Source organism: Streptomyces sp. NPDC046557, from assembly GCF_040645975.1.
In the GTDB taxonomy this organism is placed as follows: Bacteria; Actinomycetota; Actinomycetes; order Streptomycetales; family Streptomycetaceae; genus Streptomyces.
Genome location: NZ_JBEYZH010000015.1, coordinates 76,822 through 92,341 on the forward strand (window position 1 = coordinate 76,822; position 15,520 = coordinate 92,341).

Below are 15,520 nucleotides of genomic sequence, written 5' to 3' on the forward strand. Positions count from 1 at the left end.
GTCAGCCGGGGAATCGGCCGGTGCTGCGCAGGTGCCACCGGCGTTCGGCGTAGGCCAGGTCGTCCTTCCAGAGTCGGCCGGCCGCCCGGCGCACGAGCGGCCGCAGCAGGGCCGCGCCGGCCCGGGCTACGGCGAAGCCGGGGCGCTCGGAGGCCGCGATGACGGCCTCCGTCACCCTGGTCCGGGGCCGGCCGTCCCGCCCCGGCCCCAGCGGGGTCGCATGGGTCTCCACCACGGAGCCTCGGCCCTCGCCCTCGGTGATGTGCATGACGACGGTACGGGGCTCGGGGGCGGTGAACTCGGCGGTGACGGGGATGACGATCCGGTCGGTGAGGCGGAACGACACCCGGACGACCAGGGCGTCGCCCTGGGTCGACGACGACGGGCCCGAGGTCTCCAGTACCCGGAGGTCGACGAACGAGTAGGGGTGGAACCAGGCCCCGTGCCAGGGGTCGAGACGGTTGGCGACGATGTCCTCAGGCTCGCAGGTCCCGGTGGTCCCGTACACGGAGGCCACCGCCCGGCCGAGGTCCGGGCGCCGGGGTACGACCGGGCGCGGCAAGGGCTCCTCCCCGCCGTGCGCATCGAGCCGGACCCAGCACAGGACGCCGTCGTCGTGCGCCGGGTAGCCGGTCCAGCCCGCGAAGGGTCCACCGTCCAGGGCCATTCCGTGCCAGTGGCAGACGAGCGTTCCGCAGTCCACCCGGGCCTGCGCCAACGGGGCTCCCAGGTGGGGACAGATGCCGGAGCCGGCCAGCAGGCGACCCTCCCCGTCGCGCCACGCGACGATCTCCTCGCCGGCCACCGAGAAGCCGTGCGGCGTGCCCGGCCCGATGCCGGAGGAGGCGCCCAGGACGTACCAGTTGCCCGACGGGCGGGCGAGCGCGCCCTCCAGGGACGCACGGATGGTCCGGGGGGAGGCGGCGCGCCAGGTGGGCTCCTGCCGCTCCCAGGGGAGGGGCGCCCGGCGCAGACTGAGGGGAAGGCGGGCGCGGCGGGTGCGTTTCGTGCTCACCGTGTGGTCTCCGTCAGGTTTTCCGGCGTGGCCGTCGGTGTTGGCGTGGCCGCGGACGCCGGCCGGGCGGCCTGGCGCGGGAACCCGCCGGAGCGGCGCCGGCGGGCGGTGACGGCCCGTACCAGGCCCCGTCCGGCGATTGCCGCCCGGCGTCGCCGGGGGACCGTCGAGCGGTGGTGTACCGAGGCGTACCCGTCACGGGCCACGGCGTCGAGGATGTCCCCGTACAGCACGAAAGCGGTCCGGACGCAGGGGCGGCTCGTGGGGTGCAGCAGGTCGATCCCGGGTTCGGCCCGCGCGTAGACGCCCCTGGTGTGGGAGGCCGCGGCCTTGAGCGCCTCGGTGATGCGCGGATCGCCGCGCCCCGTGCCGCGGCTCCACACCAGCAGGTCGCGGTCCACCCCGTATGCGCCGAGGAGGTCCATCGGCAGGTAGACCCGGCCCCGGTCGAGGTCTTCGCCGACGTCCCGGATGAAGTTGGTCAGCTGGAACGCCTCGCCGAGCGCAGCGGCGTACGGCGCGGCCTCGTCGCGGGGGCCGACCGTACCGAGGACGGGGAGCATCTGCAGGCCGATGACGGCGGCGGACCCGTGCATGTAGGCGCGCAGGTGCCGCATCGTCGGATAGTGGGTGACGCTGAGGTCGCTGCGCATGGAGGCCAGGAAGTCGGTGAAGTGGGCGGCCGGGATGCGGTAGCGCGAGGCGGTGTCCGCCAGGGCGCGGACGACCGGGTCGTCGCTGCCGCCGCCGGTCAGCGCCGTCGAGAGGGAGGCGGTGAGCTCGCCCAGGAGCCGCGAGCGGTGCTCTTCGCCGGCGCCGCCGAGGTCGGCGTGAGTGTCGGTGTCGTCGACGATGTCGTCCGCCCGGCGTGCGAAGCCGTAGAGGGCATGGACGGCCGGGCGCCGGTCGGCGGGCAGGAGCCGGGTCGCGAGGAAGTACGTCTTGCCGTGCCGGGCGTTGAGCCCGCGACAGGCGGCGTACGCGGCGCGCAGGGCCGGCTCGGTGATGCCGGCCGCGTCCAGTTCACGTCGCGTCACGCCGGTGCTCCGTTCTCGGTGGATCGACTCTCGGTGGACGGACTCCCGGTGGATCGGGCGCGCGGGAGAGACCGGCCGGTTCCCGCCGTGATGCGCGCGGCGGCGAGCTTCCCGGAGATCAGGACCGTGGGGACGCCGACACCCGGGGTGGTGCCGCAGCCCGCGAGGACGGCGTTCGACGTGCCCCTCACGAGGTTGCGCGGGCGGAAGGGCCCGGTCTGGGCGAAGGTGTGCGCGGCGGAGAAGGGAGTGCCCGCGGCGTGGCCTTGCGCCGTCCAGTCGGCCGGTGTGACCAGGGCTTCCTCTTCGATGGCGGCCTCCAGGCCGGTGAGGCCCCGGTGTTCGAGTACGGCGAGGAGCTCGCGGCGGTAGCGCGGCCCGAGGACCGCCCAACGGTCGGCCGAGGGGCCGATGTCGGTGTTCGGGCAGGGGGCCAGCACGTAGTGGCCGTGCCGCCCGGCCGGGGCCAGTCGCGGGTCGGTGGCGGTGGGCCGGGTGACGAGGAGGGAGGGGTCGCTCATCAGCCGTCCGGTCCGCGTCAGCTCGTGAAAGGTTTCCTTCCACTTCTTGCCGAAGAAGATCGAGTGGTGGGCGAGCCGGGACCAGGTGCGGTCGGTGCCCAGGTGCAGCACCACGGCCGAGGGCGAGTGCCGCAGCCGCAGCGGGCGACGTGGTGACGCCCCGAGGAGCCGGTAGGTGACCGGGAGGTCGGGGGTGAGGACGACGGCGTCGCAGGCGATGCGCTGCCGGTCGGTGACGACGGCGGTGATCCGCTCGCCGCGCCGTTCCAACCGTGTCACCTCCTGCCCGTAGAGGAGGGAGGCGCCCGCGTCGGAGGCGGAGCGGGCCATGGCGCGCGGCAGGGCGTGCATGCCCCCGGTGGGGAAGTAGACGCCGGCGATGGTGTCCATGTAGGCGATGACCGCGTAGGCGGCCAGCGCGCGGGCCGGCGGGACACCCGCGTACAGGGCCTGGAAGGAGAAGACCCGGCGCAACCGCTCGTCCTTGACGAAGCGTCCGATGGCGGGGTCCAGGCGGCCGAAGCCGCCCAGCGCGGCCAGCCGGGCGAGGTCGGGGTGCAGCAGTTGCCGGGGCGAATCGAAGTTCGTGTCGATGAACCGTCGCATCTGGGCCCGGTAGAGGTCCTGGAGCCAGCGGCGCAGGCGGCGGTACCCCAGGGCCTCACGGCTGCCGGCGAACCGTTCGACCTCCGCTTCCATGGCCTCGGCCCCGGTGTGTACGTCCAGGGTGCTCCCGTCGGCGAACGAGGCGCGGTAGGCCGGGTGCAGCGGGGCGAGCTCAAGCCGGTCGCCCAGCGTGTCGCCGACGGCGGCGAAGGCCTCTTCCAGCAGGTGCGGCATGGTCAGGACGGTAGGGCCCGTGTCGAAGCGGAAGCCGCCCTTCTCCAGGAATCCGGCCCTTCCCCCGGGCACCGGCGCGCGTTCCACCAGGGTGACCTGCCGCCCCGCGCCCAGCAGGTGCAGCGCGGCGGCCAGGCCCGCGAGACCGGCGCCCACGACGACCACGTGGTCCGTGCGTCCGCTGACGGTCCTCATCGGCCGCCTCCCGGGCGTCGGGCGGCGGCGGACGGGGACGAGGGGGACGAGGGGGACGAGGGGACGGCGTGGGGGCCGTCATCCCGGCCGGGGCCGGGGGAGGCCACCTCCCGAAGGAGGCGTACCAGAGTGGACGCGGCCGGGCCGTGCAGCTCCGCCCGGGACACGTGGCGCTCGGCCGTGACGGTCAGCCTCCGGATGCGCCGTTCGACGCGGGCGACCGCTCCGGTGGCCCGAAGGACCTCCCTGACCCCGGCCAGGCCGTCCTCGGTGAGGGAGCGGTCGCCCAGGGACCGGTCGAGGAGGCGCAGGGCGCCCGTATCCGGACCGGAGGCCGCGAGGGAGAGCGCCAGCGCCACCAGGTAGGTGTTCTTCCCCGCCCTGATGTCGTCGCCCGCCGGCTTGCCGGTGACCTCCGGATCGCCGAACACACCGAGCAGATCGTCGCACAGCTGGAAGGCGACACCGGCGCAGCGCCCCGCGGCGCCCAGCGCCGCCGCGGTGGCCGCGTCCGCTCCGGCCAGGGCGGCGCCGAGGGCCATCGGCCGCTCCACGGTGTAGCGGGCCGTCTTGAGGCAGGCGGTCCGCAGGGCCAACGTCGTGGAACGGGTGCCGGTGGCCTGGGTATAGAGGTCCAGGTACTGGCCGGCCACCATCTCGGTCCGCATCAGCCCCCATATCTCCAGCACGGAGTCCCGGGTCGCGGCCGGCAGGTCGGCCGCGGCCACGAGGTCGTCGGCCCACGACAGGGCCAGGTCACCGGCGAGGACGGCGGCGGACGCGCCGAAGGCCCCGGGCGCCTCGCACCTGTCGGCATACCGTGCTTCGAGCTGTGTGTGGAAGGACGGGCCGCCCCGGCGGAGCGCGGACCGGTCCATCACGTCGTCGTGGACGAGGGCGCACGCCTGGATGAGTTCGAGGGCCGCGGCGACCCGCAGCAGCGCGGGCGTCAGGGCCTCGCCGGCTCCGCAGGCACGGGCGGCCCACCACAGGAACCTCGACCGGTTGCGGCGCCCGCCCCGCAGGACGAAGGCGGCGAGGCGGTCGGCCACGTCGCAACCGAAAACGGGGTCGAGCGCCCGGGCCCGGGCCAGCAGGTCGTCCAGTACGGTTTCGAGTTCCCGCCCCACCGCCGTGGGCACGTCCGCGTCCACCCGGTCGCGTCGAGGGTCGGTCGACCCGGGTCGTCCGGTGAGGGCTGCGTGTGCGAGAACGGCCTTCGGAATCAATTGCGGTCCTCCGTCGGATGGGCGGCTGCGCTCTCGGTGGTTCGGCGGGCGACGCGCCTTCGGATGCACCCGACCGCACGGATTCCTGTGCTCCTCGGGATTCCTGTCGTCGTCGCGGCCGTGATCCATCTCTGTCCTTCCCCGCCCGGGCCGCCCCCGACGTCGCTTCCGCCCGGACGGCGCAACCGTTGACCCGGACGCGGGCGTATCGCGCGCCGAGGAGGGTAGGGGCCCGGCAAGAACCGCTCGCACCAGCGGGAGGAGCCATGGCCCGACGGGTCCACGAGGTGATGACCGGGAAGCCGGTGACGGTCGACAAACTGACCTCACTGGCGGAGGCGGCGCGCCTGATGCGGGACGCCGACATCGGGGACGTCCTCGTCGTCGACGAAGGTCGGCTGCGCGGCATCGTGACCGACCGGGACCTCGTCATCCGCGCCATGGCCGAGAACCGGGATCCCGCCCGGACGACGGTGAAGGACATCTGCAGCACCGAACCGATCACCATCAAGCCCGACGACGGCGTGGACCAGGCCAACGACCTGATGCGCCGGCACGCCCTACGGCGCCTGCCCGTGCAGACGGCCGACGGGGACCTCGTCGGCGTCGTCACGCTGGGTGATCTCGCGGTCGAACGCGACCCCGGCTCCGCCCTCGCGGCCATCGCGGCTGCCAAGCCGGACACCTGAGCGGCCCGGGCCCCTCTCCGGGATGCGGATGCGGAGGGCGCGGAGGGGAGGCGCGATGTCGGCGATCGCGAACTCAGGCGTTTGGGCCGGTCGGGGCGCCGCGATGACCCGGGTGGGTGGCCGGTGGCGGGTGACACCCCCCTGGCCCGCGCGGTTACGACCGGTCGTGCACAGCTACGCCGGCTACCGGGAACCGCCGCAGGTTCCGCACGAGGCGGTGTAGACGGCGGCGGCCGGAGTCATGTGCTCGCAGGGTTCCGCCAGGTGCGTCTGGCCGGCGTCGGCCTCGCCCCACCGGGTGCGGCTGGGGCCCACGGCCGGGCAGTCGTGGTGATCACACCATTGACCGATCCGCACCGAGGAAGGGGAGAGGGGGCTGGCCGGCCGCGGTCCCGCCCGGCGGGGACCACGGCGATCAGCGGTGCGGGCGCTGGGCGTCGACGATCTGCCGCACGGAGCCGTCGACGTCCGCCCGGGCCTGGACCCGTTCGGAGAAGCCGGGGAACTGCCCGGCGATGGCGCTCAGCAGCCGCAGCTCCAGCGGCGCCACGTTGACCTCGCACAGGTCGCGGTGGACGGCTCGTACGACGCCGTCGGCGACCTTCCCGGGCGTTACGGTGCGGATGCCGTTCGGGGTGGCCGCACCGGTGGCCGCGAACATCCCGGCGTCGCGGACGAAGCCGGGCTGGACCAGTGACACCCCCACTCCCGTGCCCCTGAGTTCCTGGCGCAGCGCCAGGGCGAATCCGCGCAGCCCGAACTTGGTCGCGTTGTAGAGGGAGGTCGACTTGGTCGCCGCCTTGCCGGAAATGGAACCGACCAGCACGATGTGCCCGCGGCCGCGGGCAACCATTCGCTCGGCCAGCAGCCGGGACAGTTGGATGGGCGCCCGCAGGTTGACGTCGAGGGCGCGGTCGAGCTGTTCCTCGGTGTAGTCCAGGAGATCGCCGCTCGCGGGCAGGGCGGCGTTGGCCACGAGGACGTCCGCCTCGGCACAGCTTTCGGCGAGACGGACGACATCGGACCGGACGGCCAGATCGGCGACGACGGTACGGGCGCCCCAGGCGTCCGCGGTGGCCTTGAGGGCATCCGCGCGCCGCCCGGTGACCGTGAGCCGGGCCCCCTCCGTGGTGAGGCGCCCGGCCAGGGCGGAGCCGATGCCCCCGGTGGCCCCGGTGAGCAGAACGTTCGATCCGGATATGTCCAAGACGACTCCCGTGCGGCGACCTTCAACTGTTCGTTCGAACGAACAGTAGGGATCGCCCCGTCCGCTGTCCACACCCGGAACGCACCAACTCGCCGTCCCCGCAAGGCAACGCGCAGAGGTGATGGGGCAGAATGCCGACATGCCCCATGCTTCCGAGACCCGCCAGAGCATCATCGACGCCGTACTGCGGATCATCGGGCAGGACGGCATCGCCGCCCTCACCAACCGGCGGATCGCCAAGGAGGCCGGAGTCTCCCTCGGTTCGGTCACCTACCACTTCGCCACCCAGCACGAACTGCTGCGCGAGAGCCTCCTGCACTTCGTCGCCGAGGAGACCCGACACTTCACCGAACTCGCCGACGCCTGCACCGACGAGCGCTTCGACATCGGGCAGGCCGCCGAGGTGGTGGCGCGGGTCGCGGGCGGCAACGCCTTCGACAGCCGTCACATCGCGCCCTTCGAGCTGTACGTCCAAGCCGGCCGCGACGCCCGTCTGCGCGCCGCCGCGGCCGAATGCTTCGCCGCCTACGACCTGTTGGCCACCGGAATCCTGACCCAACTCGGCGTACCCGACCCCGAACGCCTGGCCGGCGTGGCCGTCGCCCTGGTCTTCGGACAACAGTTGCGCCGCCTGGCCACCGGCGCGCCCGCCGAGGACCTCGTCGACACCCTGCTGATCCTGACGAAGTTCACCCCGACGCAGGCCCCGTAGCCGGCGGCGGCCCACCGGCCACCGGCACGCCCGGAACCCTGACGCACCACCCTCAGCTACAACCCGCGCGCCCCGTCGATCCGCTCGCGGAGCAGGTCGGCATGTCCGTTGTGCCGGGCGTACTCCTCGACCATGTGAATGAGCACCCAGCGCAACGACACCACGCCGCGCCACGTGTCCAGGCCCTGGACGTCCAAGTGCGGGGCCTGGCGGACGAAATCGTCCGCGAACGCCACCTCGTCCCGCCACGCCTGCCAAGCCGCCGCGATATCCGCGGGTTTCGACGACGCGTGGTCGAAGTCCCCGTCGGGTTGGTGAGGCGAGGAAAACAAGGCGGGAGCGTCCTGTCGGGCCAGCACCGCCCGGAACCACCGGCGCTCCACATCGGCGAGATGCCGGACGAGACCGAGCAGGGACAGCGTGGACGGCTCCACGGAACACCGGGCCACGTCCGCGCCGACGCCCGCACACTTCAACTGCAACGTCGCGCGCTGGTCCGCGAGGAAGCCGAGCAGCATGCTCTTCTCGTCACCGGTCGAAGGACCGCTGAACCGGCGGTCGTACTGCGCACCGTCGAACAACTCGGCTCTTCTTCGCGCAAGGGTCATGAGGCCATCATCCATTCCATCCACCGGCACGGGTCCGATCCGTTCGACCGGGCCGCACCGGGTTCCCTCGCCTCCGGCCCCTACGGCCGGACGCTCGACGCCATCCTCGCCGGACACCGCCTAGGCTACGGACATGACCACGCAGACCTATCTCTCCGAACTGTTCTCGCTGGAAGGCCGGGTCGCCGTGGTGACGGGCGGCAGTTCCGGCATCGGGCGGGCCATCGCCGGAGCGCTCGCGCGGGCGGGGGCCGGCGTGGTCGTCGTGGCGCGGAAGGAATCGGAACTGACGGCGACCGTCGCCGAGTTGACGGCCGAGGGCTGCCGGGCGGCCTGGGTCAGCGCCGATTTGGGCACCCGTGACGGGGTGCGCGCGGGCGCGGAGCAGGCGGCGGAGGCATTCGGCGAGCCCGACATCCTCGTCAACAGCGCCGGAATCAACCTGCGACCCCCGATGGACGAGCTGGGCGACGACGTGTGGGACGCCACGATGGCGGTGAACCTGGAGGCCCCCTACCTGTTGGGGCAGCGGTTCGGGCCCGGAATGGCCGAACGGGGCTTCGGGCGGATCATCCACGTCACCTCGCAGCAGGCGCACCGGGCGTTCGTCCAGAGCGGGGCCTACGGTGTCTCCAAGGGCGCGCTGGAGTCGCTGGCCCGCTCGCAGGCCGAGGCGTGGTCGCCGTACGGCGTCACCTGCAACACCTTGGTGCCGGGCTTCGTCATGACGCCGCTGAACGCGCGGCTGTCCTCCGACCCGCAGAAGGTGGCGGAGCTCGCCGCGCGCACGATGGTCGGTCGCAACGGTCTGGCCGAGGACTTCGCAGGAGCGGCCGTGTTCCTGGCCGGCCGCGCCTCCGGCTACGTCACCGGGCAAGCGATCTTCGTCGACGGCGGGCTGTCCGTTCACTGAACCCGAACGGGCCCCGGCCCCCGAACCGGCCGGGCCCCGAGGCGGCGCCCGCGTCGGAAGGCGCGCCCTGCCCGGTCCGGGCCCCGGTCAGCCCAAAGCAAACACCGCCGCGCGTGGCATCCCGGCTCACACGCCCGCCGGCGCGGCGATTCCACGAGGTCGGCGGCTGGTGAGGAGATGATGGGCCGGTCGAACCGGGCTGCGGCTTGCGATGCGGAGGACGAACGCGGTGTACCGACCCGATGGCTGGAACACGCGGGTGCGCATCGGGGTGCTCACCCCGCATGCCGATGTGGGGCCGGAGTCCGAGCTGCGGGCCATGGCGCCCTCCGACGTCGGCATCCACGCGGCCAGGGTCCCTTCGGCGCGATGCGTCCGGGCGGTGCGATGGACCCCACGATCCCGCTCGCCCCCGTACGGGCCTTCGCCGAACCACCCCATGTCGATGACGCCGCGGAGCTGCTCGCCGCCGCGCCCGTCGACGTGCTCGCGTTCGCGTTCACCAGTTCGGCCTACGTGATCGGATCCGATGCCGAGGCGGCGATGCTGGACCGGCTTTCCACGCGGGCACACGGCCTGCCGGTGGTCGGCACCTGCTCCGCCACGGTGCGGGCGTTGCGGTCGCTGGGAGCGCGCCGGATCGCCCTGGTCGACCCGCCCTGGTTCAGTGACGAGCTGAACCGCCTCGGCCTGGACTACTACGAAGCCGCGGGTTTCGACGTGGTGTACGCGGCCCCCTGCTCGCTCTCCAGCGGCCAGCAGCTGGTCCGGCCGGCCGACCTCCACGACTGGGTCGCGGCCCACGTGCCGTCCGATGCCGAGGCCGTCGTCATCGGCGGCAACGGGTTCCGTGCCGTCGGGGCGGTGGAGGCCATGGAACGCACGCTGCGCCGGCCCGTGCTCGCGGCCAACCAGGTCCTCCTGTGGGCGGCCCTGCGAGCTGCCGGGAACCCGGATGCGGGGATCGACGGGTACGGGCAACTGTTCCGACGGACCGCCGACACGTGACGCCGCCGGGCGGCGCTCCCGGACCGAGGTGGGGGCGCAGTCAGACGACCCCGCCCCCACCGCTCACGCCACAGAATCCGGAGCTTGGTGGTGAACACCCGGCCCGCCACCTTGTCGCCCAGGGCGAGGCCGTCGGTGGCGTCCCGCGGGAAGTGGACGCCGAGCCGGACGCGGCTGTCGGCGTCTTCCTGGCCGGAATGGCCGGTCCCGCCCGTCAGGCCGGCGAATATCGGACCGTAGGCGAATTCGGCAATGGCTCGGCGATGAAGAGGGATCGTGCGAACATGGCGCCCGGGGCGAAGCGCCTGCCGAACTCGGGCCGGGGGAACGGCTCGACTGCCCCGAAAGCACGTCCTTGATCCTTGCCGATGGGGGCGTTTGAAACCGTTCTCGCGGTGCAGACGAGCGTTGACAACGGCTTTATCCAGCGAGGCAGGAGACGCATCATGGGCATTCTGGCTTGGATTTTCATCGGGCTGTTCGCGGGCCTCATCGCCAAGGCGCTGATGCCGGGCAAGGACCCGGGCGGCATCATCGTCACCGTCCTCATCGGTATCGCGGGCGGCCTGCTCGGCGGCTGGCTCGGCAAGGTCATCTTCGGCGTCGACTCCATCGACGGCTTCTTCGATCTCTCCACCTGGATCGCCGCCATCATCGGCTCCGTGATCCTCCTCGCGCTCTACCGTCTGGTCACCGGCAACAGGCACCATCGCGGCCACCACAGCCACGCCTGAACGCCCCATTCATCTCATCGCGCAACGGCTCCCCCTTCCCAGGGCGGAGCCGTTTCGTCTTCCGGTCACTTCTCGCCGTGCGGCGGGCGTACGGCCAAGCCCTGCAGTCGGAAGCGCCGTTCACGGTGCGGGTGTCGGGTCTGAGGCGGGAGTCGCACGCCCTTGCTCCAGGCGCATGATGTAGTCGACCGAGAGGCCGGCGAACGCGGCGAGCTCTTCCCGGCGCAACCCGGGCACCCGACGCGGGCCGCCCGCCGGCAGGCCCAGATCGCCCGGCCGGACGCGGTCGCGCCAGGCGCGCAGAAGGGGGGCGAACTCACGGTGCGGGGAGGTCAGCCCCCAGTCGCGCGCAACTGCTCGCGCCCATCGCCCGCTTCGTCATCCCGCTGTCGATCGAGGGCACCCCCGAGCCCTGGTACGTCTTCGAGGGTCCCGAGCGCGTGCTGGGCTACATCGAATCCATCGCGGCGAAGTTCGATCACGTCGCGTTCCTCGACAAGCGATGGACGGTCGGCGAAGACGCCCGCTCGGTCGTCCTCCAGGCCGACGGCGACATCCTCTCCAGCGCGGAAGGCTCGTCTACAACAACGTCTACATCTTCCGCATGAACGTCCAGGACGGGAAGGTGGTGGAGGTCTGGGAGTACGCCAACCCCGTCGCCTATGCCAACCTCGGTGCGCCAAAAGCCCCTGAACGCGACAAACCGATTCGCCCGGGCGACGGTCATCGCCGGCGACATCCGGATCAACCTCCTCGACATCGAACTGCTCACGATCAAGCTCCGCCTGGTGGTCGCGTCCGTCGAGCGGGCCAAGGAGATGGGGATCGACTGGTGGGAACAGGACCCCGCCCTCTCCTCCAAGGCCCGGCACCGCGAACTGGGCAGGGAGAACGAGGAATTGCGCCGCCGTGTGGCCGAGTTGGAAGCGCGCCAGGACGCGCGCCAGGAGGAACTCCCGTGACGGACGAACTGTTCTACGTCTACGCCGTGCTGCGGAGCGCGGCACCACCCTGCGCGCCCCCGGCCCTCGACCAGCGCGCCCCTCTGGGCCGCGGGCTCCAACTGGTCGAGCACCGGGGGCTCACGGCGGTCGTGGAACCAGTGGAGGCGGCCGACTTCGACGAGGAGCCGTTGCGCGCGCATCTGGAAGACCTGGACTGGCTCGCCGATGTGGCGCGGGCCCACCACGGCGTGGTCGCCCACGTCGGACGCCAGACCACCACGGTGCCCCTCCGGCTGGCGACCCTCTGCCGAGGCCGCTCGGGGGTCGAGCGGATGCTGGCCGACGCCCACCAGACCCTCGGCGACGCCCTGGAACGGGTGACGGACGCGGAGGAGTGGGGTGTCAAGCTCTACGCCCAAGCCGCCCCCGTCGCCCCGACCGACCCCGCCGGCTCCCCGACCACCCGCTCCGGCCCGGTCGCCGCCCCCGGTGCCGCCTCCGGCCGTGACTACCTCCGCCGCCGCCTGGCCGACCGCCGCGCCCAAACCGACCTCACCGGGCAAGCCCGGAGCACGGCCGAAGCCCTCCACGAACGGCTCGCCCACGAGGCGTCCGGCGCCGTTCTCCACCCACCCCAGCAACAGCAGCTCTCCCAGGTGCCCGGACAGAACGTCCTCAACGCCGCCTACCTCGTCCCCACGGCGCGCCGCCGGGCATTCCTCGAAACCGTCCCGGCCGCCGACGACCTCCCGTCCGGCGTCCGGGTGGAGGTCACCGGACCCTGGGTGCCCTACTCCTTCACCCACACCACCGCCCCGACCCCGTCGGCCGAGCCGACGTGATCGGGAACCAGGACGTCGCCCTCGTCGACCTCCTCGACCGCCTGCTCGCCGGCGGCGTGGTCCTGGCCGGTGACATCACCCTGCGCATCGCCGACGTCGACCTCGTACGCATCGACCTCAAAGCCCTGATCAGCTCGGTCAACGACAACGTGCCCGCACCCTGGATGGAGGGAACCCCATGAGCCGTCCGCAGCGGGTGGACCTCGACCCCGACACCGTCGAACGCGACCTCGCCCGCCTCGTCCTGACCGTCATCGAACTGCTGCGACAGCTGATGGAGCGCCAAGCCCTGCGGCGTGTCGAGACCGGCGGTCTCTCGGAGGAACAGGAGGAGCGCCTCGGCCTGACCCTCATGCTCCTCGAAGACCGGATGGAACTCCTCCGCAGCCGCTTCGGACTCCGCCCCGAGGACCTCAACATCGACCTCGGGCCCCTGGGAAAGCTCCTGTAGGGCCAGAGGTTGACCGTGCGGAGGGTTTATGGCACGGACTTCCGGTCACACGCTGGACATGACCGAATCGGAGAAGTCACACAACGACACTTCCACGTCCCGCGGTTCCTCCAACGGGACCAAGCCCCGCTCCCGGGCCGCCGGCGCGGCACGCGAAGCCGCGAAGTCGACCGCCGACGCGGCGAGCGGCACCGCTGGCGCCTTCACCGCGCTCCCCGCCCCGCTGGCCCAGAAGACCGCGGCCGCGGCGCAGGCGCTGCGTGGCACCGTCGGTCGAGCCGGCCGGCTCTGGACCGTGGTACGGGCCCGCAAGGCCATCGCGGCCGGAGCCGCCACCGCCGGCGCGGCCGCCGTGACCACCGCCTACACCTTGGGCCGCCGCTCGGTCCTCCGCCGCCGCGGCCCCCTTTCGCGGCTCACCGGCGGACGCATCTGACCCCTCGCGCCGTGCCATGCCCGGCGGGGGCCGGATGGGCCACGACGTGAGCTCTGTCAGGTCGGCCGACGCCTAGGAGACGACGACGGCCTTGCCACGGCGGCCTGCCACGGCGGCCTGCTACAGCGGCCCTGCTACGACCGGCCGGTGGACGGCGGCCGCTCCGCGGGTACGGCGCAGGCCGGTGTGCCGCCCGGCAGCCGCCGCCGATTGATCGCGATGATCCGGTACGCGGCGTGGGCGATCCAACGCATCGGCGGCAGGGTGAGCACCGCCCCCAGGACCGCCCACGCCCCGCCGGTGCGCAGCAGCAGTTTCGCCACCGCCTGCGCTCCGCCGTAGACCTGCCCGTCGGGAGTCACCCACAGCGCCTCGTACGTGGCCTGCTCCTGGGAGACGCCGAGGGATCCCAGATCCGCGGATTGCCACGCCACGACCTCACAAGGAGGGCGGAGCCGGCGTCGCACCGTGTCGGCCGAGGCCGTGCAGAAGCCGCAGTCTCCGTCGTAGACGAGCACGGGACGTGTTCTCATGACCCCATGGTGCCCGCTCTCGCGCGTACACTTCGGGGCCGCGCTGCGAACGCCGGTGGCGGGCGGACCGCCGAGCCCGCTGTCGGCCGGCCGGCCTCCCCACCGTCCGCCCTCCAGGGGTGGTGAGCGGGTCGCCGGGAGCGGCTGGATAGCATCGCGTCATGCCCGTCCGCCCCGCTTGGCGCCCACGTCCCGCTCTCGCCGTTGTGGTGGCGGGCGTGTTGCTGGCCTGCGCCTACCTGATGGGCGGCCCCGGAGCCAGCGCCATGCCCATGCCCATGCCCATGCCCATGCCCATGCCGGGCTCCGCGTCCGCGTCCGGGTCCATGTCGGGCACGGGCACGACCGCGACCGCCGAGGCAGGCGCCGCGACCGCGGAGCAGCCGCAGACGATGGCCCTTCCGACGGACCAGGGTTGTCCGTCCGGAAGCACGGACTGCCCGCTCGCGGTCGCCCATACACCTCTGCCCGTCGCACTCGCGGCCCCGCCCGAGACCGGCACCCTCGCCCGGCCGACCGACGCGGGCGTCGAGCCCGTAGGGGCCACCGGGGACGGGTGCGCGTGGCCGAGGGCCCCCGATCCCGTCTCTCTCCTCTGCGTCAGCCGGACCTGACACGACCGGCACCCTGTCGGCCGTGATGCCGGCCGGGTGCTTCGCCGTGCCCGGATCCGATCACCTGACGCTCGGGAGAGTTCCTCCACCCATGTCCACCACTTTGTTCGTCACCGGTCTGACCACCGGCTTGTTCGCCGGCGGCGCTTCCTGCGCCGCCGTCCAAGGCGGCCTGCTCGCCGGCGCCGTCGGCCGCCGGGCCACCTCTCGGACGCCCGAAGCGTGGGAGCGCGGCGGCCTGTTCGCGCCGGTCGGTGCGTTCCTCGGCGCCAAGCTCGTCTCCCACACCCTGCTCGGCGCCGCCCTCGGGCTCGCCGGAGCCGCCGTCCAGCCCGGGCCGCGCTCCTGGTGGCGAGCGCGCTGCTGATGGTCCTTTTCGCCCTCGACATGCTGGGCGTCCGCCCGGTGCGTCGCTTCGTTCCCCGTCCGCCCGCCGGGTGGGGGCGACGGGTACGCCGATCGGCGAAATCGAGGGCCGTCACCACCCCTGCCGTCCTCGGCTTCCTCACCGTCCTCATCCCCTGCGGAGTCACCCTCAGCGTCGAACTGATCGCCGTCACCACCGGCTCACCCCTGACCGGGGCGGCGGTCATGGCGGGCTTCGTCCTAGGAACCGGCCCCCTCTTCGCGCTCCTCGGCGTCTTCCTGCGCTCCGCCGCCCGTGTGTGGCAGGGCAGGCTCACCGCCGTCACGGCCCTGATCGTGCTGGCCGTCGCCTCCTGGACGCTCACCTCCGGGCTCCGACTGGGCGGCTGGTGGCCCACGACCACGACCACGCCCACGACCGCGGCGGTGGCGGTGGCCGCGACGGCCGCGCAACCGGCGCGGACGGTGGCCGTCGAGAACGGCGTCCAGACCATCACCGTCCAAGCCCGCAGCACCTCCTACGCACCCACCCGCATCACCGCGGCCGCCGGCGTACCCACCCGACTGATCGTCGCCACCCGTGACACGAACGGCTGCGTGCGCTCGTTCGTCGTCCCCGACCGAGG

Annotated in this window: 20 protein-coding genes and 2 pseudogenes; 14 read left to right on the plus strand and 8 right to left on the minus strand. The window is 72.9% G+C overall.

Annotated elements, in window-relative coordinates:
* Position 1: 1 nt before the first annotated feature.
* The 4 genes from ABZ934_RS23190 to ABZ934_RS23205 are packed head-to-tail and all read right to left on the minus strand — an operon-like array spanning position 2 to position 4,750.
* Positions 2-1,015: a DUF5914 domain-containing protein gene (locus ABZ934_RS23190; RefSeq protein ID WP_361316328.1), complete on the minus strand. Its 1,014-nt coding sequence runs from the start codon at positions 1,013-1,015 to the stop codon at positions 2-4.
* Positions 1,012-2,052 carry a phytoene/squalene synthase family protein gene (locus tag ABZ934_RS23195; RefSeq protein ID WP_361316330.1) on the minus strand — a complete coding sequence of 347 codons (1,041 nt, stop codon included), beginning with the start codon at positions 2,050-2,052 and terminating at the stop codon, positions 1,012-1,014. The genes ABZ934_RS23190 and ABZ934_RS23195 overlap by 4 nt, the downstream gene beginning before the upstream one ends.
* Entirely contained in the window at positions 2,049-3,608 is a 1,560-nt protein-coding gene (gene crtI, locus ABZ934_RS23200; RefSeq protein ID WP_361316332.1) for a phytoene desaturase family protein, read from the minus strand. The genes ABZ934_RS23195 and crtI overlap by 4 nt, the downstream gene beginning before the upstream one ends.
* Positions 3,605-4,750, minus strand: coding sequence for a polyprenyl synthetase family protein (locus ABZ934_RS23205; RefSeq protein WP_361316334.1), 1,146 nt, complete (start codon positions 4,748-4,750; stop codon positions 3,605-3,607). The genes crtI and ABZ934_RS23205 overlap by 4 nt, the downstream gene beginning before the upstream one ends.
* 353 nt (positions 4,751-5,103) lie before the next feature.
* On the opposite strand from ABZ934_RS23205, the gene ABZ934_RS23210 reads away from it, so the two are divergent.
* On the plus strand, positions 5,104-5,526 hold the full coding sequence (locus ABZ934_RS23210; protein ID WP_361316337.1) for a CBS domain-containing protein: 423 nt from the start codon (positions 5,104-5,106) through the stop codon (positions 5,524-5,526).
* 415 nt (positions 5,527-5,941) lie between these two features.
* Here ABZ934_RS23210 and ABZ934_RS23215 read toward each other — a convergent pair whose 3' ends face one another.
* Positions 5,942-6,733, minus strand: coding sequence for an SDR family oxidoreductase (locus tag ABZ934_RS23215; RefSeq protein WP_361316339.1), 792 nt, complete (start codon positions 6,731-6,733; stop codon positions 5,942-5,944).
* A 139-nt stretch (positions 6,734-6,872) separates the two neighbouring features.
* On the opposite strand from ABZ934_RS23215, the gene ABZ934_RS23220 reads away from it, so the two are divergent.
* A complete protein-coding gene (locus ABZ934_RS23220; protein ID WP_361316342.1) occupies positions 6,873-7,445 on the plus strand; it encodes a TetR family transcriptional regulator in 573 nt (190 codons plus the stop codon).
* 56 nt (positions 7,446-7,501) lie between these two features.
* Here the strand turns inward: ABZ934_RS23220 and ABZ934_RS23225 are convergent, their stop codons facing one another.
* Positions 7,502-8,053, minus strand: a complete 552-nt coding sequence (locus ABZ934_RS23225) for a DinB family protein (RefSeq protein WP_361316344.1) — start codon at positions 8,051-8,053, stop codon at positions 7,502-7,504.
* 133 nt (positions 8,054-8,186) lie between these two features.
* On the opposite strand from ABZ934_RS23225, the gene ABZ934_RS23230 reads away from it, so the two are divergent.
* From ABZ934_RS23230 to ABZ934_RS23240, 3 genes are all read left to right on the plus strand, one after another.
* Complete coding sequence (locus ABZ934_RS23230) at positions 8,187-8,966, plus strand: SDR family oxidoreductase (protein ID WP_361316347.1); 780 nt, start codon at positions 8,187-8,189, stop codon at positions 8,964-8,966.
* A gap of 387 nt (positions 8,967-9,353) precedes the next feature.
* Positions 9,354-9,974 (plus strand): maleate cis-trans isomerase, encoded by a 621-nt coding sequence (locus tag ABZ934_RS23235; protein ID WP_361316349.1) that lies wholly within the window; start codon positions 9,354-9,356, stop codon positions 9,972-9,974.
* Positions 9,975-10,420: 446 nt separating this feature from the next.
* Positions 10,421-10,708 (plus strand): GlsB/YeaQ/YmgE family stress response membrane protein, encoded by a 288-nt coding sequence (locus ABZ934_RS23240; protein ID WP_361316352.1) that lies wholly within the window; start codon positions 10,421-10,423, stop codon positions 10,706-10,708.
* A gap of 150 nt (positions 10,709-10,858) precedes the next feature.
* Here the strand turns inward: ABZ934_RS23240 and ABZ934_RS23245 are convergent.
* Positions 10,859-11,044 (minus strand): annotated as a pseudogene (locus ABZ934_RS23245) (helix-turn-helix domain-containing protein); the annotation flags it as partial.
* Positions 11,045-11,148: 104 nt separating this feature from the next.
* Between ABZ934_RS23245 and ABZ934_RS23250 the strand changes: the two are divergent.
* The 6 genes from ABZ934_RS23250 to ABZ934_RS23275 all read left to right on the plus strand — a co-directional run bounded on the left by ABZ934_RS23250 (position 11,149) and on the right by ABZ934_RS23275 (position 13,381).
* Positions 11,149-11,316, plus strand: a complete 168-nt coding sequence (locus tag ABZ934_RS23250; protein ID WP_361316354.1) for a hypothetical protein — start codon at positions 11,149-11,151, stop codon at positions 11,314-11,316.
* A 66-nt stretch (positions 11,317-11,382) separates the two neighbouring features.
* Positions 11,383-11,670 carry a gas vesicle protein gene (locus tag ABZ934_RS23255; protein WP_361316357.1) on the plus strand — a complete coding sequence of 96 codons (288 nt, stop codon included), beginning with the start codon at positions 11,383-11,385 and terminating at the stop codon, positions 11,668-11,670.
* Positions 11,667-12,494 carry a GvpL/GvpF family gas vesicle protein gene (locus tag ABZ934_RS23260; RefSeq protein ID WP_361316360.1) on the plus strand — a complete coding sequence of 276 codons (828 nt, stop codon included), beginning with the start codon at positions 11,667-11,669 and terminating at the stop codon, positions 12,492-12,494. The genes ABZ934_RS23255 and ABZ934_RS23260 overlap by 4 nt, the downstream gene beginning before the upstream one ends.
* Positions 12,491-12,676 (plus strand): gas vesicle protein, encoded by a 186-nt coding sequence (locus ABZ934_RS23265; protein WP_361316363.1) that lies wholly within the window; start codon positions 12,491-12,493, stop codon positions 12,674-12,676. The genes ABZ934_RS23260 and ABZ934_RS23265 overlap by 4 nt, the downstream gene beginning before the upstream one ends.
* On the plus strand, positions 12,673-12,945 hold the full coding sequence (locus ABZ934_RS23270; RefSeq protein ID WP_361316365.1) for a gas vesicle protein K: 273 nt from the start codon (positions 12,673-12,675) through the stop codon (positions 12,943-12,945). Before ABZ934_RS23265 ends, ABZ934_RS23270 begins: the two co-directional genes overlap by 4 nt.
* A gap of 28 nt (positions 12,946-12,973) precedes the next feature.
* Positions 12,974-13,381 carry a hypothetical protein gene (locus ABZ934_RS23275; RefSeq protein ID WP_361316368.1) on the plus strand — a complete coding sequence of 136 codons (408 nt, stop codon included), beginning with the start codon at positions 12,974-12,976 and terminating at the stop codon, positions 13,379-13,381.
* Between the two features lie 134 nt (positions 13,382-13,515).
* On the opposite strand, the gene ABZ934_RS23280 is transcribed toward ABZ934_RS23275, so the two are convergent.
* Positions 13,516-13,914, minus strand: coding sequence for a DUF393 domain-containing protein (locus ABZ934_RS23280; RefSeq protein ID WP_361316371.1), 399 nt, complete (start codon positions 13,912-13,914; stop codon positions 13,516-13,518).
* Positions 13,915-14,075: 161 nt separating this feature from the next.
* On the opposite strand from ABZ934_RS23280, the gene ABZ934_RS23285 reads away from it, so the two are divergent.
* The 3 genes and pseudogenes from ABZ934_RS23285 to ABZ934_RS23295 form a co-directional block, all read left to right on the plus strand.
* Positions 14,076-14,528 (plus strand): hypothetical protein, encoded by a 453-nt coding sequence (locus tag ABZ934_RS23285; protein ID WP_361316374.1) that lies wholly within the window; start codon positions 14,076-14,078, stop codon positions 14,526-14,528.
* Positions 14,529-14,619: 91 nt separating this feature from the next.
* Positions 14,620-14,895, plus strand: coding sequence for a hypothetical protein (locus ABZ934_RS23290; protein ID WP_361316376.1), 276 nt, complete (start codon positions 14,620-14,622; stop codon positions 14,893-14,895).
* Between the two features lie 20 nt (positions 14,896-14,915).
* Positions 14,916-15,512, plus strand: a pseudogene (locus tag ABZ934_RS23295) (sulfite exporter TauE/SafE family protein); the annotation flags it as partial.
* Positions 15,513-15,520 lie beyond the last annotated feature (8 nt).